The 24,433-nt window shown below is 40.8% G+C and carries 21 protein-coding genes and 1 other RNA gene; 17 read left to right on the top strand and 5 right to left on the bottom strand.

Annotation, left to right across the window (positions count from 1 at the left end):
- Nucleotides 1-14: 14 nt before the first annotated feature.
- The 7 genes from cdaS to odhB all read left to right on the top strand — a co-directional run bounded on the left by cdaS (nucleotide 15) and on the right by odhB (nucleotide 10,221).
- The gene (cdaS, locus tag MKY83_RS10040; RefSeq protein WP_065098198.1) at nucleotides 15-641 is read left to right on the top strand and encodes a sporulation-specific diadenylate cyclase CdaS; all 627 of its coding nucleotides are present in this window, start codon (nucleotides 15-17) and stop codon (nucleotides 639-641) included.
- 404 nt (nucleotides 642-1,045) lie between these two features.
- Nucleotides 1,046-2,341, top strand: a complete 1,296-nt coding sequence (locus MKY83_RS10035; RefSeq protein WP_185108864.1) for a peptidoglycan endopeptidase — start codon at nucleotides 1,046-1,048, stop codon at nucleotides 2,339-2,341.
- Between the two features lie 75 nt (nucleotides 2,342-2,416).
- Entirely contained in the window at nucleotides 2,417-2,995 is a 579-nt protein-coding gene (locus MKY83_RS10030) for a superoxide dismutase family protein (protein WP_342487255.1), read from the top strand.
- Between the two features lie 89 nt (nucleotides 2,996-3,084).
- Nucleotides 3,085-3,963, top strand: a complete 879-nt coding sequence (locus MKY83_RS10025; RefSeq protein WP_265208224.1) for a MoxR family ATPase — start codon at nucleotides 3,085-3,087, stop codon at nucleotides 3,961-3,963.
- 11 nt (nucleotides 3,964-3,974) lie between these two features.
- A complete protein-coding gene (locus MKY83_RS10020) occupies nucleotides 3,975-5,891 on the top strand; it encodes a VWA domain-containing protein (RefSeq protein ID WP_106065438.1) in 1,917 nt (638 codons plus the stop codon).
- A gap of 224 nt (nucleotides 5,892-6,115) precedes the next feature.
- A complete protein-coding gene (sucA, locus tag MKY83_RS10015) occupies nucleotides 6,116-8,950 on the top strand; it encodes a 2-oxoglutarate dehydrogenase E1 component (RefSeq protein ID WP_044141305.1) in 2,835 nt (944 codons plus the stop codon).
- 14 nt (nucleotides 8,951-8,964) lie between these two features.
- Entirely contained in the window at nucleotides 8,965-10,221 is a 1,257-nt protein-coding gene (gene odhB / locus MKY83_RS10010; RefSeq protein WP_065098194.1) for a 2-oxoglutarate dehydrogenase complex dihydrolipoyllysine-residue succinyltransferase, read from the top strand.
- Between the two features lie 34 nt (nucleotides 10,222-10,255).
- On the opposite strand, the gene MKY83_RS10005 is transcribed toward odhB, so the two are convergent.
- The 4 genes from MKY83_RS10005 to MKY83_RS09990 form a co-directional block, all read right to left on the bottom strand.
- Nucleotides 10,256-11,206: a bile acid:sodium symporter family protein gene (locus MKY83_RS10005; RefSeq protein ID WP_106067071.1), complete on the bottom strand. Its 951-nt coding sequence runs from the start codon at nucleotides 11,204-11,206 to the stop codon at nucleotides 10,256-10,258.
- A gap of 146 nt (nucleotides 11,207-11,352) precedes the next feature.
- Nucleotides 11,353-12,174, bottom strand: coding sequence for a superoxide dismutase (locus MKY83_RS10000; RefSeq protein ID WP_065098192.1), 822 nt, complete (start codon nucleotides 12,172-12,174; stop codon nucleotides 11,353-11,355).
- Nucleotides 12,167-14,041, bottom strand: coding sequence for a prenyltransferase/squalene oxidase repeat-containing protein (locus MKY83_RS09995; RefSeq protein WP_106067070.1), 1,875 nt, complete (start codon nucleotides 14,039-14,041; stop codon nucleotides 12,167-12,169). The genes MKY83_RS10000 and MKY83_RS09995 overlap by 8 nt, the downstream gene beginning before the upstream one ends.
- A 102-nt stretch (nucleotides 14,042-14,143) precedes the next feature.
- Nucleotides 14,144-15,628, bottom strand: coding sequence for an aldehyde dehydrogenase family protein (locus MKY83_RS09990; RefSeq protein ID WP_065098190.1), 1,485 nt, complete (start codon nucleotides 15,626-15,628; stop codon nucleotides 14,144-14,146).
- A gap of 204 nt (nucleotides 15,629-15,832) precedes the next feature.
- On the opposite strand from MKY83_RS09990, the gene MKY83_RS09985 reads away from it, so the two are divergent.
- The 8 genes from MKY83_RS09985 to MKY83_RS09950 all read left to right on the top strand — a co-directional run bounded on the left by MKY83_RS09985 (nucleotide 15,833) and on the right by MKY83_RS09950 (nucleotide 21,715).
- Nucleotides 15,833-16,045, top strand: coding sequence for a DUF6501 family protein (locus MKY83_RS09985; protein ID WP_342487254.1), 213 nt, complete (start codon nucleotides 15,833-15,835; stop codon nucleotides 16,043-16,045).
- A 49-nt stretch (nucleotides 16,046-16,094) separates the two neighbouring features.
- Complete coding sequence (locus tag MKY83_RS09980; RefSeq protein ID WP_223250615.1) at nucleotides 16,095-16,232, top strand: DUF4025 domain-containing protein; 138 nt, start codon at nucleotides 16,095-16,097, stop codon at nucleotides 16,230-16,232.
- A gap of 449 nt (nucleotides 16,233-16,681) precedes the next feature.
- Complete coding sequence (locus MKY83_RS09975) at nucleotides 16,682-17,020, top strand: PH domain-containing protein (RefSeq protein ID WP_024422682.1); 339 nt, start codon at nucleotides 16,682-16,684, stop codon at nucleotides 17,018-17,020.
- 174 nt (nucleotides 17,021-17,194) lie between these two features.
- On the top strand, nucleotides 17,195-17,842 hold the full coding sequence (locus MKY83_RS09970) for an SDR family oxidoreductase (protein WP_065098189.1): 648 nt from the start codon (nucleotides 17,195-17,197) through the stop codon (nucleotides 17,840-17,842).
- A gap of 91 nt (nucleotides 17,843-17,933) precedes the next feature.
- On the top strand, nucleotides 17,934-18,434 hold the full coding sequence (locus tag MKY83_RS09965; protein WP_065098188.1) for a TraR/DksA C4-type zinc finger protein: 501 nt from the start codon (nucleotides 17,934-17,936) through the stop codon (nucleotides 18,432-18,434).
- A gap of 132 nt (nucleotides 18,435-18,566) precedes the next feature.
- Nucleotides 18,567-18,752: non-coding RNA, 6S RNA (ssrS, locus tag MKY83_RS09960), on the top strand.
- Nucleotides 18,753-18,885: 133 nt separating this feature from the next.
- Nucleotides 18,886-20,667 (top strand): DNA helicase RecQ, encoded by a 1,782-nt coding sequence (gene recQ / locus MKY83_RS09955; protein WP_342487253.1) that lies wholly within the window; start codon nucleotides 18,886-18,888, stop codon nucleotides 20,665-20,667.
- A gap of 256 nt (nucleotides 20,668-20,923) precedes the next feature.
- Nucleotides 20,924-21,715, top strand: coding sequence for a 3D domain-containing protein (locus MKY83_RS09950; protein ID WP_003216022.1), 792 nt, complete (start codon nucleotides 20,924-20,926; stop codon nucleotides 21,713-21,715).
- Between the two features lie 155 nt (nucleotides 21,716-21,870).
- On the opposite strand, the gene MKY83_RS09945 is transcribed toward MKY83_RS09950, so the two are convergent.
- Nucleotides 21,871-22,377, bottom strand: a complete 507-nt coding sequence (locus tag MKY83_RS09945) for a hypothetical protein (RefSeq protein WP_080773011.1) — start codon at nucleotides 22,375-22,377, stop codon at nucleotides 21,871-21,873.
- 204 nt (nucleotides 22,378-22,581) lie between these two features.
- On the opposite strand from MKY83_RS09945, the gene MKY83_RS09940 reads away from it, so the two are divergent.
- Both MKY83_RS09940 and mmgD read left to right on the top strand, forming a co-directional pair.
- A complete protein-coding gene (locus tag MKY83_RS09940) occupies nucleotides 22,582-23,121 on the top strand; it encodes a DUF420 domain-containing protein (RefSeq protein ID WP_003215636.1) in 540 nt (179 codons plus the stop codon).
- 168 nt (nucleotides 23,122-23,289) lie between these two features.
- A complete protein-coding gene (gene mmgD, locus MKY83_RS09935; protein WP_044141296.1) occupies nucleotides 23,290-24,432 on the top strand; it encodes a citrate synthase in 1,143 nt (380 codons plus the stop codon).
- The last annotated feature ends 1 nt before the right edge of the window (nucleotide 24,433 follow it).

Here is a 24,433-nt window from a genome sequence, read left to right as displayed (position 1 = left end):
AGGGAAAAGATCCAATGATCAATCGTACGAATGAAGAAGTCCAATTTAAAGTGGGCATGAGAACACACTTGATGAAAATTATGAAAGATGCAAGTGACATTATCGATTCCCTTGAAGAGATTGAGCAATGTCTACTTTGTGATCTCGAATCATTACATGATGAGTTTAATGAAATGCATGCAGAGGCTTCCTCGTTTTATTTGCAATCGTATATGGAAGAATTCACACCTGGATTTGCGCAATTTTCGTTAGCCATTGAGAACTTATCAAAACAAAAGCACGGGGCACTGATTGTGATTCAAAGGCGGGATGAGGTCGAGGATTTTATTCAAAAAGGGACAAATCTTCATGCGAAAATTAGTGCTTCATTAATAGAAAGTATTTTCTACCCAGGAAATCCACTTCATGATGGTGCTCTTTTAGTCAAAGAAAATACACTTGTATCTGCGGCAAATGTGCTGCCGCTTACTTCAAAAAAAGTCAGTCCTTCTCTCGGGACAAGACACAGGGCTGCGATCGGACTCTCTGGTATGACCGATGCACTTGTTCTCGTCGTTTCAGAGGAAACGGGAAAAATGTCATTTGCGAAAGAAGGAATCCTTTATCCGCTCACTGTAAAAGAACCTGAAATAAGGAAATAAAAATGAATCGCTGCATTCTTCATTCGGAAGAATGCTTTTTTCATTCAAGGAGAAAAAACAGGCAATTGAGTAAAAAGTCATTTGATACAGAAAAATTTGTCATGTAGAATAGAACTATGAAACTAGCAACGTGCTTGTTTTGACAATTTTCTAAACGTCAACTTAAAAATTCCTTAAAAAATGTTTATAAATAAAGCAAACTGCCGATAGAAACGATATGGCTTTGTTTTAGCATTTTGAGTTGACTGCTTTAGCCTATTTGTTATTGCCCAACGTCTACATGTCTAGTAATATAATAGAAATAAAGATAAAATAGTGCAAGAGAAGCAGAATCATTAAATGCCAAACTTAAAACTAGTACATAAGTCTTATTGAATGAAATCATGAAAGGCGGAGATTCATCTATGAAGAAAAAAGTAGTAACCGGCCTCACAGTTTCAGCGATCGCTGGCTCAGCTGTGTTTGCTGCACCGGCAGAAGCACAGACGATCAAGGTGAAAAGCGGTGACTCACTTTGGAAGATTGCCGAACAGTACAATACAAGTATTTCGGAGCTTCAATCTCTTAATCAACTAAAAACGACGATGATTTTTGCAGGACAAAGCTTGAAAATTCCTGGCGCAAAAAGCAAAAAATCTAGCTCGTCAACTGGATCAAAAGCAACGAAATCAAATGCTTCAACGACATCAAGCTACACTGTAAAGCTTGGAGATTCTTTATGGCTCATTGCAAAAAATCATAAAATGTCAGTCGCAAGTTTGAAAAGTCTAAACAGCTTAAACAGTGACTTAATTCGTCCTGGACAAAAGCTAAAGGTATCTGGAAGCACGAAGACAAGCGGGGGCCAGTCATCAAACTCCTCTTCAAATTCCAGCACAAACAATAAGACAACGAACTCAAATAGTTCATCATCAAGTACATACAAGGTCAAATTAGGGGATTCACTCTGGAAAATTGCGAATTCGCTCAATATGTCGATTGGTGAAATCAAAACATTGAATGGGATAAAATCTGATATGATTTATCCAAATCAAGTATTGAAAGTAAAAGGGACGGCTACATCAAAACCAAGTCAGCCGAAAGCACCTGCTAAACCAAGCAACCCGCCTTCAAATGGGAAAGCGACATCTTATACTGTAAAATCAGGCGATTCTTTATGGAAAATTGCGAATCAATTTAAAGTGCAAGTTCAATCCATCCGTACAGCTAACAGCTTAAAAAGTGATGTGCTTAGAATTGGACAAGTTCTCAAAATTAATGGTGCAGCTTCAGGGTCGAATGGTTCTACGTCTAACGGTTCGACAACGCCGGTCAATAATAACAAAAATGATGTGCCGATGAATGCAAAAATCACGACGATGATCCAAGAAGGGAAAAAGCTGACAGGCATTCCTTACAGATGGGGCGGCAATACACCATCTGGATTTGACTGCAGCGGCTTTGTTTATTACCTCATTAATAAAGTTTCGTCTGTATCCAGATTAAGCACAGCAGGCTACTGGAGTATGATGAAACCTGTGAGCACACCTCAAGTTGGCGATTTTGTTTATTTCACAACGTACAAAGCGGGTCCATCTCATATGGGGCTATACCTTGGCGGAGGAGATTTCCTTCATGCAAGTGACAGCGGTGTGGGGATCTCGAACTTAAGCAACTCATATTGGAAAAAAGCCTACTTAGGTGCAAAACGTTTCTTCTAAAAAAGCCGATTTTCGGCTTTTTTTGTTTGCCTATTGATCAGGTTGTCCATACTGATATCAAAAGGGGGCAGTCATATGAAAAAGTCAATGTGGTTGATCATGATGTGTCTGGTCTTTGTCGCAACAGCATGTCATGCACCGCCGAAAAAAGAAATGACAGAAGAAACCATTGAAGTTGCAGCACCTAAACAAGCACCAGTTACCACGTCACTCATCAATGAAAACGGCCAAAAAATAGGAAGTATCGAAGTAAGAGACTCCTCAGAAAACGGGCTGGATTTACATGTGAAAGCAAAAAATCTGCCGCCAGGTCCTCATGGCTTCCATATTCACGAAACAGGAAGGTGTGAAGCGCCAGATTTTGAAACGGCAGGGGCTCACTTTAATCCAACACACCGGGAGCATGGCTTTGATAACCCAAAAGGCCACCATGCTGGAGATATGCCTAATTTAGAAGTTGGGGCAGATGGACAAATTGATGTTGTCGTGAATGTACCAGATGTGACGTTAAAGGGAGGATCGCACCAATTAATCGATCAAAATGGGCGTAGCTTTATCATTCATGCAGAAGCAGATGATTACTTAAGCAACCCTTCTGGAAATTCAGGGAAACGCATCGCATGCGGAGCGATCACAAAAGAAATGGTAAAATAACAGATGTCTAGCCTTTATGTATTGAGTGCATAAAGGTTTTTTTAGTATACTTGGTGAGGAAAATGATCGAAGAGAGGAATTAATCACTCATGTTTAACGAACAATCACTCCCAGAAGAAATTCAAGCAATGATTGAAGCAAAAGCAAAAGGACTAGAAGAAGAATTCCGTCCGCTTATTGGAACAGACGGCTATGAATCACAGGATACATCTATCATACAAGATGCGATGATTGCACTAGCACTCGGCAAAAACGTTCTTTTAAAAGGGCCGACCGGTTCAGGTAAAACAAAACTAGCAGAAACTTTATCTGCTTTCTTTCAGCAGCCGATGCACAGTGTGAACTGCTCGGTTGATCTTGATGCAGAAAGCTTAATTGGCTATAAAACCATTCACAATGATGGTCAAGTTGCTTCTATTGAATTTATTGAAGGACCCGTAACGAAAGCAATGAAAAAAGGCCATCTTTTATATATTGATGAAATCAACATGGCAAAGCCAGAAACTCTGCCTATTTTAAACGGTGTACTCGACTACAGAAAAATGATGACAAATCCATTTACAGGAGAGGTCGTTCGAGCAGATGAAGGCTTTGGCGTGATAGCGGCAATCAACGAAGGCTATGTCGGCACAGTGCCTCTAAATGAAGCGTTAAAAAACCGTTTTGTTGTCATTGACGTTCCATATATCGGCGGCGGCATCTTAAAGGATGTACTGCAATCTCAATCTGTATTAAAGGATGAACGTTTAATCGATCAATTCGTGCAGCTCTCATCAGACCTCATTACACAGGCGCACAACGGGCAGGTAAGTGAAGAAGCAGCATCCATTCGCGCACTCCTAGACACATGTGATCTTGCGCAATACATCCCGCCGCTTCGTGCAGTTGAACGAGGGATTGTTGAAAAGCTAGAAGATGACCGGGAAAAAGCAGCGGTAAGAAATATTGCCCAAACATTATTCGAGTGAGGTTCTGAGTTTTGAAATTCATCAAATTTAATGACAGCAGAATCGATTCATTTTTATTTATGGAATTAACGGATTTAGCCAAAACGTTAGCAAAAAGTGATGATGTCGAGCTTGAATACGGGGTGCAGTCCTACTATGATCCTTTTGAAAAGAAAATTTTCATCAGTCATTTTTGGGATGACCGTAAACAAGAAGACATGACAGCCGGACTGAAAAGTGATGTATTCCTCCGTGCAGTAGGAACCGTTTATAGTGATCTGACTGTCTTTCAGGAAATCATTCGCTATGCTCATACAATGTCCATTCCTGACCTGTGTAAACAATTGTTTATGCTCTTTGAAGATATCCGGATTGAAGAGCAGATTAAACGAGACCGCCCAGGAACAAAAAAGGTATTTAAACGAAGAAGAGAACTGTACCGGCGTCATTTTAAGACGCAATTAACGATTAACCAAGAGCGGAGCATTTTAACGGATGCACTCTATTGTGCAATGTATGTGAAGCTGACAGCGGATTCACCGCTAGAAGAAATTCCGCCTCTTCACGAGCGGATCAACCCAATGATTCCATTTATTGAATCAAGTCTTGAGCGTGTATATGAAGCGCGTTCAACCGGAGATATCGCGGTCATCGTCAAAGAATTAATGGAAGGCTTTGATGAGCTTCTTGATAAAGATATGCTGAATACGTACTTTTTCTTCCCAGAATTGGACTATGAAAAAGCGGCAAAAGAACCGCTGTTTCATGACTTAAAAAGAAAACCTAAATTAAGTGAAGACATCAAAGTCGACCGGGAAAAAGAGGGCGATGAAGACATCCACCAAGAGTATATGGAAGTGTGGCATCGAGAAACAGAAGCGCCGTCAAAAAGCTTCCTTCAATTTGATTTAGAGCACGGCGGGAAAAGTGATCTCGGGAAGGATGCAGCAAGAGAAGGCGATGACGGAGATCAAGCACTTGGCACTGTCCAAGGCTCTGCCAAGCAGACTCACCGAAAAGATTATTCAAAGCTTGAGGCGCTGGAAGAGGCTGAAGGCGAGGAAAGCGGAGCGGATGCTCATGAGAATGGAAAAGAGAACAAATATGCGTTTCCAGTCATGATTTCACCAGATCCTCCCGCGCCAGAACAAATCGATGTATACAAGCAGCACGCCAAGGAGATTGAGCCTTATCAGAAACGGTTAAAACAGATGATTCAAAAAACGCTCGAACATAAAAAAACATGGCCAAAAACGGATCTTCATGCAGGACGTCTGAGTAAAAAGCTCATTCGTTATTTTACAGAGTCGAATCCGCGTCTTTTCTATAAAAAACAGGCACCTTCTTCGGAGATTGATGCTGTTTTCACTTTATTAGTGGATTGTTCTGCCAGCATGTTTGACAAGATGGACGAGACGAAAAAAGGCATTGTTCTATTTCATGAAGCCTTAAAGTCCGTTCAAGTCCCACATCAAATTGTGGGGTTTTGGGAAGATACAAACGATGCATCAGAAACAAGTCAGCCGAACTATTTCAACACAGTCGTGTCGTTCAAAGATTCTTTATTTGATGCAGGTCCTTCCATTATGTCTCTTGAACCAGAAGAGGATAACCGGGATGGCTATGCAATTCGCCAAATGACAAAAATGATATTAAAACGAAGAGAAGAGCAAAAGTTTCTCATTGTTTTTTCCGACGGAGAGCCAGCTGCATTCAGCTACGAACAAAATGGGATCGTCGATACACATGAAGCAGTTCTTGAGGCGAGGAAAAAAGGCATTGAGGTAATCAATGTGTTTTTATCCAATTCACCGATCGAAGAAGCGCAGATGAAAACCATTCAAGATATGTATGGCAAGTTCAGCATTTTTGTACCAGATGTCGATACATTGCCAGATGTTTTATATCCATTACTGAAGAAATTACTGCATAAAAGCATTGGGGCATAAGGTTTTGCCCCTTTCTTCAAAATATTTTTCGGAATGATTTAAATTTTTTGTTTTTCTGTGAATTTTTTATCTTTAATTGAACAAAGAATGTAGAAAGTAATCCGAAACAGTGGTAGAATATTATTGGAAGCGTTTTATTACATAAATTTGGTCATTGTGTTCTGGAAGTTATATCGAGATAGTGTTCAATCACTTGATGATCAAAGTTGGGGGTAGTGTTCAAAATGTTTCAAAATGATGTGAAACAACCGTTGAGTTGGGAAGAATTTCATGGTCCGAACCTCGGCTATGTGCTCGAGCTCTACGATCAGTATGTCCAGGATCCTACTAGTGTTGATGAAGATCTAAGAGGCATATTTGATGAACTTGGTGCACCACCGAGTGAAATGAAGGAGGAAATTGGGAAAAAAGAAAATAGCGTAGTTACTTCTGAACAAATCCAAAAGATAGCATCAGTCGTTAAACTGGCAGAAGACATCAGAACGTATGGCCATTTAAATGCTTCCGTCAATCCTCTTCGCAAAGAAAAGGAATTACAAGAGCTGTTTCCTTTAAAGGAATACGGTTTAACAGAAGATGACGTCAAGAATATTCCAATCTCTATTATTAGTCCTGACGCACCAAAACACATTTCAAACGGCATAGAAGCCATTAACCATTTGAGAAATACGTATAAGCGTACCATTTCATTTGAGTTTGATCACGTACATGATTTCGAAGAACGGAACTGGCTCTCAAAATCAATCGAGTCTGGTGAACTATTTAAGAAAAAACCAGCCGATAAACTAGTTTCTGTATTCAAGAGATTAACAGAAGTTGAGCAGTTCGAACAGTTTCTTCATAAAACATTTGTTGGGCAAAAGCGCTTCTCGATAGAAGGTTTAGACGCACTTGTCCCAGTACTTGATGAAATTATTTCAGAGTCTGTTACACAAGGGACTTCAAATATTAACATTGGAATGGCACACAGAGGCCGTTTAAATGTATTAGCACATGTGTTAGGAAAACCATATGAGATTATTTTCTCAGAATTCCAGCATGCGCCAAATAAAGAGCTTGTTCCATCAGAAGGCTCTATTGGCATCAGCTACGGTTGGACAGGTGATGTAAAGTACCATCTTGGAGCAGATCGTCAAATTAAAGACGAAGATACAAAGAGTGCGAGAGTCACGCTTGCTAATAACCCAAGTCACCTGGAATTCATTGATCCAATCATTGAAGGAAGCACACGTGCTGCTCAGGAATTACGTACTCAAAAGGGCTATCCAGTACAAGACGTTGAAAAGGCATTAGCCATCTTAATTCATGGTGATGCGGCATTTCCTGGAGAAGGAATTGTGGCAGAAACATTAAATTTAAGTCAACTTGTAGGCTATCAAGTTGGTGGAACCATCCATATCATTGCAAACAATATGATCGGGTTCACAACGGAAAGCAATGAATCTCGTTCGACGAAATATGCAAGTGACCTTGCAAAAGGGTTTGAGATTCCAATTGTTCACGTCAATGCAGATGATCCGGAAGCATGTTTAGCGGCTGTTCAATTAGCTGTAGAATACCGCAAACGCTTTAAGAAGGATTTCTTAATTGACTTGATTGGTTACCGCAGATACGGTCATAACGAAATGGATGAGCCTTCTACAACTCAGCCAATGCTATATGATGCAGTCAGAAAGCATAAAACGGTCAAGAATATCTTTGCAGATAAACTTGTCACAGAAGGTCTTCTGACAAAAGAACAACGAGAAGAAATCGAGCAGGCTGTAGCGACAAGAATAGAAGAAGCCTATCAAAAGGTGCCTTCAAAGAAAGAGCATACGATTCAAGAAATTGAACTGCCAGAACCAGTATCAAATGGCTTCCCAGCAGTGGATACATCCGTAGAGTTTGATGTATTACGAAAGCTGAATGAAGAATTGATCAGCTGGCCGGACGATTTCCAAGTATTTGGTAAGCTTAAACGGATCCTTGAAAAACGTGCAAAAGTGTTTACAGATGACCGTAAAGTAGAATGGTCACTTGGGGAAGCACTTGCATTTGCATCTATATTAAAAGACGGTACGCCAATTCGAATGACTGGACAGGATTCAGAGCGCGGTACTTTTGCTCAAAGAAACCTTGTTCTTCACGACAGTCAAACTGGAGATGAATTTATTGCTCTTCATGAGCTGAGTGATGCAAACGCATCATTTACTGTTCATAATAGTCCACTGTCAGAGGGCTCAGTCATCGGGTTTGAATATGGTTATAATGTCTATTCTCCTGAAACGTTAGTCATTTGGGAGGCTCAATTTGGAGACTTCGCAAATGCGGCTCAAGTGTATTTCGATCAATTTATTTCAGCTGGACGCGCAAAATGGGGACAAAAATCAGGTCTAGTGATGCTCTTGCCTCATGGATATGAAGGACAAGGTCCTGAGCATTCAAGTGGAAGAACAGAGCGATTCCTGCAATCAGCTGCTGAGAATAACTGGACAGTGGCGAACTTGACTAGTGCAGCGCAATACTTCCACATTCTTAGAAGACAGGCGAAAATGCTGCTTCGTGAAGAGATTCGTCCGCTTGTCATCATGACACCGAAGAGTTTGCTTCGTAACCCGAACACATTGTCTGAAGTCCAGGAATTAACGGATGGACAGTTCCAACCAGTTCTTGAACAACCAGGCCTTGTGCATGATCACGAAAAAGTAACTCGACTCGTGCTATCTAGCGGGAAGGTATCAATCGATATTAGTGATCGTTTTACTCAAATGGAAGAGCCGAAAGATTGGCTTCACATTGCGAGAGTGGAACAACTATATCCATTCCCAGCCAAAGATATTAAAGCGATTTTATCAAAACTAACAAACTTAGAAGAAATCGTATGGGCGCAAGAAGAGCCACAAAATATGGGGGCTTGGGGATACATTGAGCCATATTTACGTGAAATTGCGCCTGAAAAAGTAAAAGTACGTTACATCGGCCGAAGAAGACGTTCAAGTACGGCTGAGGGTGATCCAACTGTGCATAAAAAAGAACAAGAACGAATTGTATCTGATAGCTTGACTCGCAAAAACTAAGGGGGAAATGAAAAATGGCGGAAATTAAAGTACCTGAATTAGCGGAATCGATCTCGGAAGGAACGATAGCTCAATGGCTAAAGCAGCCGGGCGATTATGTGGAGCAGGGAGAGTACCTGTTAGAACTTGAAACAGATAAAGTCAATGTCGAACTGACAGCAGAAGAATCTGGTGTACTCAAAGAAGTGCTGAAAGATTCTGGTGACACTGTACAAGTTGGAGAAGTCATCGGAACAATTGCAGCGGGTGAAGCTGGCGGAAGCGAGTCCGCAGCTCCAGCACCTGAGCAAGAGTCTGCACCAGCTCCGAAAGATGAACCGGCAGCTGCTCAAAAAGAAGAAGCAGTGAAAGAAGAGCCGAAATCTAGTAATGGCAGAACTATCGCTTCTCCTGCAGCTAGAAAACTAGCGAGAGAGAAGGGACTAGACTTATCTGAAATTCCAACCGTAGATCCGCTGGGCAGGGTACGAAAGCAGGATGTCGCTTCTTATCAAAAGAATGAAGCACCTGCAAGTGCACCAAAAGCCGCGCCAAAAGCAAATGCTGCGGTGCAAAATGAACAACCAGGAAAGCCAATTGAACGTGAGAGAATGTCGCGCCGCAGACAAACGATTGCAAAACGTTTAGTTGAGGTTCAGCAAACGGCTGCAATGCTGACGACATTTAATGAAGTAGATATGACGGCTGTGATGGACTTAAGAAAACGCCGTAAAGATGCCTTCCTTGAACAAAATGATGTAAAGCTTGGCTTCATGTCTTTCTTCACAAAAGCAGTTGTAGCAGCACTGAAGAAATATCCGCTGCTTAACGCAGAAATTCAAGGTGATGAGCTCGTCTTGAAGAAATTCTATGACATCGGCATCGCTGTTGCTGCTAACGAAGGACTTGTCGTACCGGTTGTCCGTGATGCAGACAGATTGTCGTTTGCAGGGATTGAAAAGGAAATTGGTCATCTTGCGAAAAAAGCACGAGATAATAAATTATCTCTAAATGAGCTGCAAGGTGGATCATTCACGATCACAAACGGCGGAACATTTGGTTCACTGCTTTCGACACCAATTTTAAACAGCCCTCAAGTTGGAATTTTAGGGATGCACAAAATTCAGCTTCGACCTGTGGCAATTGATGAAGAACGTTTTGAGAACCGACCGATGATGTATTTAGCTCTTTCTTACGACCACCGGATTGTCGATGGTAAAGAAGCAGTTGGATTCCTTGTCACGATTAAAAACTTACTTGAAGATCCAGAGCAGCTATTGCTTGAAGGATAATCTTCAATTTGAAAAGCTAGCACCCATTAAGGTGCTAGCTTTTTTTCTTTTCATTTTCAGCATTTCCTCTCTTTGACCAATACGTCGCAAGCCAGGAACCAGATAAATTATGCCACACACTAAAAATGGCACTTGGTACGGCTGCAAGTGGCGAGAAGTGTGCTGTCGCTAGAGCTGCACCAAGTCCAGAGTTTTGCATGCCTACTTCAATCGAGATGGCTCTTCGAGAAGGGATATCCATTTTGCACCACTTTGCAATAAGGTAACCAAATAAAAGACCAAGTCCATTATGTAAGATCACAACGGCCAATATCAGCAGCCCAGATTGAAGAATCTGCTCTTTATTTGCACTAACAACCGCTGCAATGATCACTACAATTCCGGCGACAGATACAAGCGGCAGTGCTTGAACCGCATAGGTCACTTGTTTTTTGAAAAACAATTTAACGATAACGCCTAAGATAATTGGGATCAACACAACTTGTACAATTGACAAAAATAGCGCTTCTGGCGATACAGGTAACCATGATCTTGCAAAGAGTAAAATAAAGACAGGTGTTAAAAATGGAGCAAGAAGGGTCGATAAGGTGGTGACGGCTACAGATAATGCCGTATTTCCTTTCGCCAAAAAGGTCATCACATTGGATGCTGTACCGCCTGGGCAGCAGCCCACAAGAATAACGCCTACTGCAATTTCAGAAGGAAGCTGTAATCCGTAAGCTAATAGAAAGGCGATAAGCGGCATGAGTGTGTATTGCGCTAGAACCCCAATCAGCACATAGAGAGGTTTTCGAAACAGCTCTTTAAAATCTTCAGCAGACAGGGTAAGCCCCATCCCAAACATAATAATACCGAGTAAAAAAGGAATATAAGGTCCAATCTTAGAAAATTCGGCAGGAAAGGCAAATCCAAGACACGCAAATAAAATGACCCAAATTGCAAAGGTTCTTCCTGCAAAGTGACTAATGGTTAATAAAATCTTCATTCATTGCTTCAGCTCTCTTTCCTCACATATCTTTCTTATTTTAAATGAATTTTCTGAAAAAACAACCCGTTCTTTTAGTTTTGATAATAATATTATGTAAACTATAAATACTCCATATAAGCAAATGCCTACATGGAGTAGCGTTTTTAAAAAGGGGCCCATTTCACTTGCTGAGCTTGCTTAAGACGTGCTTCTGGCTCACGCCAGTCAACGACATTCCACCAACGATCTACATATGTCGCTTTTTCATTAAGATATTGCAGATAGTAGGCGTGCTCCCATACGTCAAGAGTTAGAAGAGGGATTACATCCCATTGTGATAAAAATTGATGGCGTTCTGCTTGTAAAATCTCTAATCGCTGAGATCTTGGTGCCCATACGAGAATGGCCCATCCAACACCTTCAACTTGTTTGGCTGCAGCTGAAAATTGGGATTTGAATGCATCATAGCTTTCAAACGACTGTTCAATAAGACGAAGCATTTGCCCAGTGGGCTTTTGTTTCCCTGAAGGACTCATAGAAAACCAAAAAATGCAATGTAAATAGTGTCCCGCACCATTGAAGGCAAGCTCCCGTTCCCAATGCTTGATCATTTTAAAATCATTGGTTCTTCTTGCTCTTTTTAAGGCAAGCTCAGCTTGGTTCAGACCATCAACATATGATTGATGATGCTTCTGGTGATGCAAATACATAATCTCTTTTGAAATAAACGGTTCTAATGCATCATAGCGGTACGGGAGAGGGGGTAATTGATGGCCGCCAACTGCAACATCTCGCATTGCATCTTGTGGAATTATATCCTCTGCAATACTTTCAGCCAATTCGTACCACTCTTCTTCACTGGAATGTTCATCATTCATGATGAACGATAAATGTTCTGCTTTCTGACGGATGTTTTCATCTTGAACTGCACCTTGAATGGAGCTAAGCCAATCTTTAAGCTGCATGCGATATTCTTCCTTATTCATTTTTACGCCTCATTTCTTCTAAAAATGTGGAACAAGCCACCATTGGAAAGACAAATGGATAGCTATGATAGGTGATATAAAATTGCTTTGGAAGACCAATGCCTACTGGATAGTGCAAGGCTTCACTCGAGTGCTGATGTTGAATCAAAAATGAGATGGCTTTTAAAATCACTTTGTCATCTGGCTGCACATATTGTAAAAGTGCCTCAGCAGCCCAAGCCGTTTGAACCACTGTCCCAAATGGAAGCGGGACGTACCTTTTAACCTCTGCACTTTTACACGATTCTCCGAAGCTGCCATCTTCTAATTGAATTGTTTTTAAAAATCGACATGCTTTTTGAACAGCAGGATGCGATGAGGAGATGCCAGCAGCCTTTAGTCCTGTTAACGCAGCCCAAGTACCATAAATATAGCAAACGCCCCATCTGCCGAACCACGATCCGTTTTTCTCTTGATGATCAAGCAGCCATTTCACACAATGATCTTTTTGCCTTTGCATGAGTGGTGACTTGTTGTTCTCTTCAAGAGCGATAAGATGGAGCACACGACCTGTAATATCAGGAGTAGAAGGATCAATGGCCGCATCCTCAGCAGATTCGAGCGGGAGATGACGAAGCAAGAAGTGATTTTGATTTTTTTCAAAAGCTGAAAAGCCGCCATCCCGGTTTTGCATGGAAAGAAGCCAATCAAATCCTCGTTTCCACTGAACGGGAGCGTAAGTTTGAGGAATGGCTTTTAACACAATTTGCGTATCATCACAATCTGGGTTATTTGTGTTCAAATCTGAAAAACCAAAGCCTCCCGGAGCCGCATGCCGGTTATGGATCGCCCAATCTGCTTTCTTCATTTGCTGCCGGTTCAGTAAGTACGTAAAAGACTTTTTGATAACTGGATCATCTTGTGTTCTGCCTGCTCGCTGAGAAGCATAACTGACAAGCGCTGTATCCCAAACAGTGGATGTAGAATTCTCAGCATATTTCCTGCACCCACAGTCAGTGACTAGCTGTTTCATCCCTTTGACTGCTTTTAAAATGAGATGATGGCCCGGAGAGTATCCAAGACTCATGAGTGCATAGACCATAAAAATACTGGCACTTAAATAGCTGTACAGCGTGCCATCTTTTTCAAGGCGGTCAAACATATACCCCTTCGCTGCCTCATACCCGAAAAAGTCGAGCCGGCTGTCGAGTGCAGTATACGACCGCATGTATGCTAGAAAGTGGTGAGTGGAACGTTCTTCTCTTGCCATAAACCAGTCAAAAGGATTTTTAGACATGTTTGCATCAAGATGTGCTAAGTTTGGAAACTGTTCATGAGAGGTATATCGTTTGTTGAGTGCGATCATCATTGGGACAAAATGAATTCTTGCATATGCACTAAGATGATAGAAGTGAAGCGGGAAGTATGTAGGGATGAGTAAAAATGAAAGTGGTGCATAGAAGTATGGCCAAGGGTGCATGCCATTGACAGCAAGCATCCACTTTGTCATAAAATGAACGTTCTTCAAGCCGTCATTTGATCGAATAAAATGTGCTGCTTTTTCCATATGCGGCTCATCTTGTTGATACCTGCCTGACACGAGCATTCCACAATAGCCTTGCACAGTCGCGGTTACATGTCCCGCCTGATCATGATACAAAGAAAAAGAACCATCCTCATTTTGCTTTTCGCGTATAGCTTCTGCCAATTGATGAACGAGTGCCTGATCCGAATCGCCAACAGCCTTTAACAGCATAATCAAAAAAGCATTTGTCATCATTGGCCCTTCAAAGCAGAAGACAAAACCACCATCTTCTCGTTGTCTGCTCTGCAGTTGCATGTGCAATTCATCAATATATTCGTTTACTTTTGTTTTAAAATCTTGCATATTCGGCCATGCTCCTTTCCTTTATTACTATATTCAGGAGCCTGCCTGTCACATGCAATCATAAAAAAGCCGATGACATAGTCACCGGCTTTATAGGCGTCATTAGTCTTGGAGATTAATCCACACACTTTTGACTTCTGTATAGTTGTTAAGAGCGTATGATCCCATTTCTCTGCCTAAACCTGATTGCTTATATCCTCCAAACGGGGAGGCAGCATCAAAGACGTTATAGCAGTTGACCCAAATCGTGCCTGCTTCAAGACGTGCAGCAATATCATGGGCATGCTTTAAGTTTTCTGTCCAAAGTCCTGCGGCTAATCCATAGTCAGACTGGTTGGCTCTTTCGACCACTTCATCAATGGAATCGTAAGGAATCGCAGATAGGACAGGTCCAAAGATTTCTTCTTTTGCGATGGTCATGTCATCTTCTACATCTTTAAAAACAGTAGGGGAGACAAAATAACCAGCCTCATAAGGGCAATCGCCACCGACAACGGCTGTTGCACCTTCTGATTTACCTTTTTCAATATAGCCTAACACGCGCTCGTGCTGTTCTTTACTTACGAGAGGTCCGATTTGCGTATCTTGATGAAGACCGGCTCCTTGTTTGAGGGATGTCGCATATTCAGCCATTTGATCGACAACCTCATCATATTGACTCCGGTGAACAAAGACCCTCGAACCTGCAGAGCATACCTGACCTTGGTTAAACATGACGCCGTTTAAAGCACCTGGAATGGCTTTCTTTAAATCTGCATCTGGTAAAATAATGTTTGGTGATTTTCCGCCAAGTTCTAATGTGACCCTCTTAATGGATTTGGCTGCTTTCTCCATGATGAGTTTCCCAACACTTGTTGACCCCGTGAAGGCAAGCTTATTCACATCAGGGTGATCGGTTAACGCATTCCCGGCTGTTTCGCCAAATCCAGGTACGATGTTAATCACACCTTCTGGGAAGCCGGCTTTATCCACTAATTCAGCTAAATAAAGCGCAGAGAGGGGTGTTTGTTCTGCTGGTTTTAACACGATGGTGCAGCCTGTCGCAAGTGCAGCACCCATTTTCCACATGGCCATAAGCAGCGGGAAGTTCCAAGGTATGATTTGTCCAACAACGCCAACAGGCTCATGACGGGTATAATTAAAGTATCCTTGGCTGACAGGAATGGTTTGCCCACTTATTTTGGTTGTCCAGCCCGCATAATAGCGCATATGCTCGATTGCGAGTGGGATATCTGCATTTGTTGTTTCATTAATTGGTTTTCCGTTATCTAAAGTTTCAAGCTGAGCGAGCTCTTCTAGGTTTTCTTCCATTAAATCAGCAAGCTTAAACATGAGGCGGGCGCGTTCGGCGGCAGACATGGAGCGCCAAGGACCATGAAAGGCTTTTTTGGCTGCTTTTACTGCCTCATCAATGTCTTTTGCACCTGCTTCATATACATCAATAAGGGTTTCACCTGTGGCTGGGTTAGGAGTTGAAAAGGTTTTGTTATCGTGACTTGTGACAAACTGACCATTAATGTAGAGTTTTTTCGTCCCTTGGAGAAAAGATTCGAGTTTTGAACTAATTTGAAGTGTTGTAGAGCTCATAAATAAACAAACCTCCTTAAAGATATGGATTGTTCTGCGAGTTCTAGGTGAAAAAGCGGACCTGAAGCAAATGATCTAGTATACGCACATGGATGTAAACGTATACATTCATCATATTACACCACATGTTCGAAAGCAATCCATAACACTCATTGCATTTCATGAAAAATTGGCTACAATAAATTAAAAAGGAGTTTTTAAATCATGATCCATCAAAACTGGCAAACGGCTCAAACGTTAAAACAAGTAAAATGTATACATACGAATGCGAAAAAATATATGGTCGACCGTGCACTAACGGTTGGAAGCACATATGAAGTGCAAAATGAAACAGAAGAATTCCTGTTTGTCGTTGATAATACAGGTAAAGTAGGCGGGTATTATAAAGAGTATTTCGAAGACTTTTCTGCTGAATGATTTTGGTGATCATCACTCATACTAAGAAAAACAGTAAAGGGTGATGATGATGAAAAAGAAGCAAACAGATGAGCAGAATCAACAAAATGCTTGGCATGATAACGAAGATGCTGATATGGCAATTACGCTTGAGCAGATTTCCGATGTATATGCCGAGGGAACCATTGAAACACCAAAAGACGAATAGTCCAGATTGTTGACAAAGTGCTAAAATGATTTTTATTTTAGCACTTTGTCTTTTTTTTCAGCGTGACATGAAAACCTTTGCAGCCCTAGGAAGGACGAGTACCGGCGCGGAGCGAATTTGACATTCGTGAGCACCGGCTCGCAGGACTGACAAAGAATGCGAGGGTTTGTCTACACGCTGACAGTGATTTGAAAAAATCACTGTTTTTTTATTGGTCACAATTCAACCATTTTTCTCAAAAAGAACTGAAACTTTTTTCCTGCTTTAACTGTCTAAATAAGTAGAGGAAAGAGCATCGAATCAAAAAGAAAAAGTTAAATGAAATTTAATCTATTCGTAATGGAATAACGACTATTTATAGCGTATTCTATAAGTGAGAATAAAACGTACCCACAGAGCGTGTGGCCGTTTTTTCATAAAGGAATTTGATGGAGGAAGAGGGGGTTTACGTGGGTATTTTTTCTGTCAGTAAACAAAATGATAAGAAATTCGAATCCTTACTAATTGAAGGGGAAAGAATTGAAGCTGTTTACAGACTGCGTCACGACCAAATTTGTTTCACCAATAAACGACTGATCTTTGGCGATAACCGCGTATTTTCTAAGAAGAAAGTCAGGGTCTCCTTGCCGTATCGATCAATTGAAAGTTTTGCCATTCAAGAAGCTGGCGTGTTTGATCAGGACACAGGTATGCTGCTTGTCACAAGCTCAAAAGTATTTGAACTCGATTTTTCAAAAGAGACGGATTTGAGTGATGTGCAAGCCATTTTGACAAAACATCTTTGCTGATCAACCTTGCGATTACATAGATCACATGCACTTTTCTCATTCTACTTTTTTTAATAGATCGCACATTGCCTGAGCCCTTCCCCATATTTGCTGGGAGGGGCTTTTTTTGTTTAGGTGTTTGAATGATAGCAAAAAAGGATAAAGATGAAACAGATACAGAAAGGAGAATGAACAATGAAAGTATTAGTTGCTGGAGCAAATGGACATACAGGCAGGCTCGTCATTCGTTATTTAAAAGAAAAAGGACATGAACCTTTTGCTCTAATTCGAGATGAAAAACAAGCGGATGCGCTAAAAGAACTTGGTGCAGCACCTGTCATCGGTGATCTTGAAAAGGATGTGACAGATGCTGTGAAACAAGCAGATGCTGTCATCTTTGCAGCTGGTTCAGGCTCAAAAACAGGTGCAGATAAGACGATTGCAGTGGATCAAGAAGGTGCAAAACGTCTTGTTGACACAGCGAAAAAAGAAAACATTCAGCATTTTGTGATGTTAAGTTCCTATAATGCCGATGATCCAAACCAGGGAAAAGGGCAAGGAAGTATGGAAATTTATTATGAAGCGAAAAGAAAAGCAGATGAACATTTAAAACAGTCTGGGCTTTCCTACACCATTGTCCGTCCAGGTGCTTTGCTGCATGAGGAAAAGACAGGAAAGATCGAAGCAGCGGAGCATATTCAAGATGATCAAAACATTGAGATTTCAAGAGAGGACGTAGCCGCTGTACTTGTGGAAAGCTTAACAGAATCCAATGTGAAAAATAAATCCTTTGACTTAATTAAAGGGGATAAACCAGTAGAAGAAGCACTTCGCACCCTGTAAGAGAAGAAAGCTGCTGCCAAAAAGGCGGCGGCTTTTTTGATGTTTTCATTTCGTTTGCAGCGGGAAGGTAATAAGAAAGGAGTGATTGACCGTGGGCTTAACGAAAGAACAAAAAGCTGATTTATACGAAAGATTGAATCAATTAAAGGAAGATGTAAAAGGGTCAAAAAAGAAAGAAGAATCTATGCTAAGTGAATCCAGCGAGATTTCAAATGGTGTTGGAAACCATATCGCTGATCATGGGAGCATCTATTTAGACCGCATGACTGAACAAACACTGGACCAAGTTGATGGCCAGCTTGAAGACGAAATTGATGCAGCACTGAAACGAATGGAAGACGGAACATATGGGGTTTGTGAGAAAACAGGGAAAGACATTCCATATGAACGTTTAAAAGCAGTCCCATATACACGTTATTCAATTGATGCGAAGAAAAATGAAGAAACCACTCAAGACCCAAACGAGTTTGACCGTAATTTCTCTGATCAAATGCGTGATTTAACAAATAGACAAACAATGGATCAGATGCATTCAGATACGTATGAACGATTAGAGGAAGAGCAGGATGTTGACATAGACGATGAAAAATAGGGAAATAAGTGTAAGTTACATTTTTTTAGAATAATTTTTTCTTATGTGTACAAGGACAAAACTTTTGTATACACGAGTCTTTTATAGAAAAAAGATCTCTTGAAATTTAATAAACTTTCGTGTAATATAGTTTAAAGGCTGCGATGCGCGTAATGTTAATTAAGTTTTAACCTTTAAGCTGTAATAGGGAGTTTTATATTGAAGCCGGAATGTCATGCCTCTTTAGAGAGGAAGACAGGAACGTTTCTGCAAACACCCACTTTGAGGAGTGGTGGTTTAAAACTTTCTTACTTAGATTACGGCATCCGCAGCTTTTCCTAGGATGATTCAAGCCATTTTCCATTTCGGAAAATGGCTTTTTATTTTGTAAAAAGACGAAATTCAACTGATCGCCTGTAGAGGCAAGAATCTATGTTAAAATGGACAAAACAAATGACAGAGAGGGAATTGGATGTTAGAACAAGCAGAAGCACTCCTGAAACAATATTATGGCTTTGATGCCTTTAGAAAAGGACAGAAACAAGCCATTGAAGCGATTGTAAATAAACAAAAGGATACCGTCTGCATTATGCCGACAGGCGGAGGGAAGTCAGTTTGCTATCAGATCCCTGCACTAATGATGGAAGGTACAACGATCGTGGTATCTCCGCTTATTTCTTTAATGAAGGATCAGGTTGATGCGTTAAATGAGATGGGCATACGTTCTTCCTTTTTAAACAGCACTCTGTCCGCAGCTGAAATGAATGAAAGGCTGAAAAAATGCGAAAAAGGGGAATATGAACTGCTTTATATCACACCTGAACGCTTACAAAATGAACGTTTTTTTCAGCTGTTAGATCGGTTAACGATTCCTTTAATTGCGATTGATGAGGCGCACTGTATCTCCGAGTGGGGACATGATTTTAGGCCAAGTTATCGCTTCATTCAAGAATGCTTGAACAAGCTGTCAAAAAGACCGGTGATTGTCGCATTAACAGCTACAGCGACGAAAAAGGTCCATCAAGATATATGTGAACAGCTTGGTATCAACGAAGAAGAAACCATCTTTACTGGGTTTGCTAGAGAAAATTTGTCCTTTCAAGTGATCAAAGGAGAAAACAGTGAACGTTTCATCACACAATATATGAAGAAAAACAGTCTTGAGTCTGGCATTATTTATACCGCCACTCGTAAAGAAGCGGATAACATTTATCATCGACTGAAAAAACAAAAGATCAAAGCTGGTGTTTATCATGGTGGATTGGATGATCATACGAGAGAAGAGCAGCAAAACCTCTTTTTAAATGATGATATCCAGGTGATGGTCGCCACATCAGCATTTGGCATGGGAATCAATAAGTCGAATGTACGTTTTGTGATCCATCATCAAATTCCAAGGGATATTGAAAGCTACTATCAAGAAGCTGGCCGTGCCGGCAGAGATGGGCTTGAAAGTGAATGCATCTTACTGTTTTCACCTCAAGGAGTAAGAGTGCAGCGCTTTCTCATTGAGCAGTCAATAGAAGATGAGACGCGCTACCAGCATGAGCTGCTTAAATTAAGGCAAATGGTGGATTACTGTCATACTGAGCAATGTCTGCAGCAATTTGTGATGGATTATTTTGATCAAACAGCTAGTTCGCCTTGCGGTAAATGCAGCAACTGCCTTGATGAAAGAGAGCGTGAAGAGGTCACAAGAGAAGCACAGATGGTGTTATCTTGTACAGTGAGAATGAATGAGCGATTCGGTAAAATGATGATCGCCCAAGTATTGGCAGGCTCTAAAAACAAAAAAGTGCTAGAGCTAGGTTTCGATCGTCTCCCTACATATGCTTTAATGAAACAACATTCGGCTCAGCAAATCAGTGACTTCATTGAATTTTTAATTACAGAAGAATATTTGCACATGTCTGAAGGTGCTTACCCAACACTGAAGGTGACCCATAAAGGGAAGAAAGTGTTAGTTGGACAAGAGGCTGTGTATAAAAAGCAGGCGATCAAAGCAGAGGCTATTCAAGAAAACGATGCATTATTTGAGCGATTGAGATCGCTGAGAATGAAGCTAGCTAGAGAGCAAGGTGTCCCGCCGTTTGTTGTTTTTTCTGATCAAACATTGAAGGAAATGTCAGCGGTAGAGCCTAAAACAGATGATGAATTACTCCAAATTAAGGGGATTGGCGCTCAAAAAAGAGAGAAATACGGAGATGTTTTTTTAGAAGAAATTCGTTTTTTTATAGAAAAAGAGAAAAAATAAAGAGTTTGAAGAAGAAAAATAAATTTTTTTCACTGCACTTGGACACGTTTTCATCAGGCCGTTTTTGATCCTTTTAAAACCTTGATATGGCGGGGAATCAAGCCGTTTTGTGGTCTGATTTACCAATGGAGAGAGATGTTTCATGTAAAGGAACTGTAATCTAAAACATATCGTTTTGTTATTGAATTGACATTTACATGTGTTACGATAGCACTCGTTAGCCGCCATAAAAAGCTAACAAGGGAGGATTTACTTTATGAAGAAGACTATTATGTCCTTGGTTGCTGTTGCAGCAATCTCAACAACAGCATTTGGAGCGCAGCAAGCTTCTGCAAAGGAAATCACTGTACAGAAAGGTGATACACTTTGGGGAATCTCACAAAAAAATGATGTGTCTCTAAAGGACCTAAAGGGTTGGAACAATTTATCTACTGATATGATCTATGTAGGTGATAAATTGACAATCTCTTCAAAAGAGAAAACTCAGGAGCAGTATAAAGTCCAGAAGGGGGACAGCCTCTGGAAAATCGCTCAAAAATTCAATGTGTCAATTAGCGATATTAAGTCTTGGAATAACTTAAACTCAGATATAATTATGGTTGGTTCAACACTAAGTGTTGCTGGCCAAAGCTCGGCTCCGGTAAGCTCAGAACCTGTTCAAAAACAGGAACCTGTCCAAAAAGAGCAAACAACGAAAAAAGCTGCTCCTAAAAAGGAAACAGCTAAAGCAGAATCATCTTCTGCTAGTCAAAGTGTACAAAAAGAAATGACTGTTACGGCTACGGCTTATACAGCAAATGATGGTGGCATCTCAGGTATCACTGCAACAGGGGTAAACTTAAACAAAAACCCAAATGCAAAAGTCATTGCAGTAGATCCTAATGTCATTCCATTAGGAAGTAAGGTTTATGTTGAAGGCTACGGTGAAGCCATCGCAGCAGATACTGGCGGCGCAATTAAAGGTAACAAAATTGATGTACATGTACCAAGCAAATCCCAAGCGAAAAATTGGGGCGTAAAATCAGTCAAAGTAAAAGTACTTAACTAGTAAACAATTGTTTTTTGGAAGAAAGCATCAGGTGGCGGCCTGATGCTTTTATTGTACCCTTTTTTTGGTCAAAAATACACATATTTTTCTGAAAAATTTGCATTTTCGACAAAAAAACCAGCGCATATCTTATGATACACGCTGGTTTTTTGTCGTTAGCTGTCCACCCAATAAATTTCTCCGCTTTGTTCTTTCCAATTGATCTGGACATCAAATTGATGCTTTTCATAAAAATGAATCAAGCGGTCCACGTGATCCCAGTCTCTTTTGACGAGGTCGCCAGTAATCACGGGGATGTTCTGATCTCTTGCGATTTCTTTTAAATGCTTCATGCAGATGGAGCCATACCCATTATCTGGCGGACCTTTAATATCGGCAATATGAATCTTTCCTTCTTCAGGATATTCCGCAATTAAGGAAAAATCAGATTGTCCGCGAAAAGCTTTTTCACAATCGCTGAGCATAATTTTACATGTATCTGCACTTTCAATGGCAGAGACGATCAGCCACTCATCTTCTTTCGCTTGATCGATGCCAATGATTTTTGCTTTTTTCGAAATATCTTTCATATTTTCTTGCATTCGATACATTTGGAACTGCAATTGCTGTAATTCTTGCTCTAACGTCTTCACATCTTTGGCTGTTTCCTGTAAGATTGACAAGTCCATTACTCCTTTCCTATCAGAAATGATAAAAATCACATAAATTCCAATTTTAAAGGAAGTGGATGGATCTTTCAAGCCGTTAGAACGCCTGCAACCTGCAAGTTTGTCTAAAATTCGACGAAGACAGCGAATTCATTGACTTTATAGAGAAATTTAAATAACATACTCTTAGTCGGAACTAATAAAGAGAGGTTTTCAAACATGAACGAACAGAATCAAAAACCGAAAAATTTTACTGGTATTGTGATCATTTTAACAATTGCCATAAACGGATTAATCGCTTTATTATTTTTAATGCCAAAATCAGATAAATTTAGCCATCTGGATATTACATTTTTGCCGTTACTTAATGCCGTGATGAACAGCTTTACGTTTATATTTTTACTTTCAGCACTCATCATGATTAAACAAAAGAACATTAAAGCGCATCGACGATTTATCTTTGCTGCATTTTCAACGACACTTGTCTTTTTAATTTCGTATGTGACCTATCACTCAATGGCAGCTGATACCCATTTCGGAGGAGAAGGGATCATCCGTCCAATTTACTTCTTTATTTTAATCACACATATTGTCTTATCAGCAGTCATTGTACCGCTTGCCCTGATTACGCTGTTTAGAGGTGCACAGATGCAAGTCGAGCGTCACCGTAAAATTGCTCGCTGGACCATGCCGCTATGGCTTTATGTCAGTCTCACTGGCGTCATTGTGTATATGATGATTTCTCCATACTACAGCTAACGTATGTCCAACTGGACATACGTTCTTTTATTTACAAGATGCAGTGCTTTGGATAAAATGGGAATTGGGTATCCGACTTGCACGGTATCTTCCCATCTATAGATTCACATCATTTCTGGCCGTTTGCTCGTTTGGAGAACAACAATTGAACGAAACGGGGGTTATATGATGACTGAACAACTGCAGTATAAACCGGGGCTTGAAGACATTGTGGCAAGCGAAACGTCTATCTCATACTTAGATGTGCAGCAAGAAGAGATTGTAATTCGCGGGTATGACCTCATCGAGTTGGCACAAAAAAAGACCTATTTAGAAACAGCCTATCTGCTTATTTATGGAAGATTGCCAGATGCGATGGAATATCACCAATTTCAGCAAGACATTTCCTCACAAACCAACTTACATCCAACCATTCAAACCATTTTAACAAAGCTGCCAAAAACCACCCATCCGATGGATGCCATGAGAACATGCATATCTGCTCTTAGTGGGTACGATGATGCATTACAAGATCGATCAGAAGCATGCCAGCAAAAGCGTGCTGTTCGATTACTCGGCCAGCTGCCGGCCATTGTCGCTGGAAGCTACCATATTCTCACAAAAGACGCCGCTATTTCTCCAGATCAGACCAAATCCTACACTGAAACCTTTTTAACCATGCTAACAGGACGCACGCCAACCCAAGACGAAATCACCGCTTTTGACCAAACACTCACATTATATAGTGAACATGAGCTGCCTAATTCAACGTTTGCCGCTAGAGTCATCGCATCCACACATTCTGATATGTATGGTGCTTTTACTGGAGCAATTTCTTCATTAAAAGGTGACTTGCACGGAGGAGCGAATGAAGCTGTCATGCATATGCTTCTTGAAGGGAAAACCACGGAAGGCTTCCTTGCGCTGATTGAGCGAAAATTAGCAGCAAAGGAAAAAATGATGGGCTTTGGCCATAGGGTATACATGAGAAAAATGGACCCAAGAGCCGCTCTTTTAAAACGATCATTGAAAACGCTTACGGAATCAAAGGGAGATACAGCGCTTTATGACATGTGTGTAGCAGGAGAGGCATACATGAAAGAGAAGAAAAACCTCTATCCGAATCTTGATTATTACGCCGCACCTATTTATTACGAGCTCGGGATTCCAATTTCACTTTATACACCGATTTTCTTTGCTGCAAGGGCAAGTGGATTAGCTGCTCATGTCATTGAACAGCATTTGCATAATCGCATTTTCAGACCGAGAGTTCGTTATTTAGGGCCAAGAGGATTAAAAGTTTCAGATGATGATGGAAAAATGGGGGAATGAA

Source organism: Bacillus sp. FSL M8-0266 (genome assembly GCF_038613425.1).
GTDB classification, from domain to species: Bacteria; Bacillota; Bacilli; order Bacillales; family Bacillaceae; genus Bacillus; species Bacillus pumilus.
The sequence above is the reverse complement of the archived record's forward strand: the minus strand, read 5'-3'. Positions and strand labels throughout refer to the sequence as shown.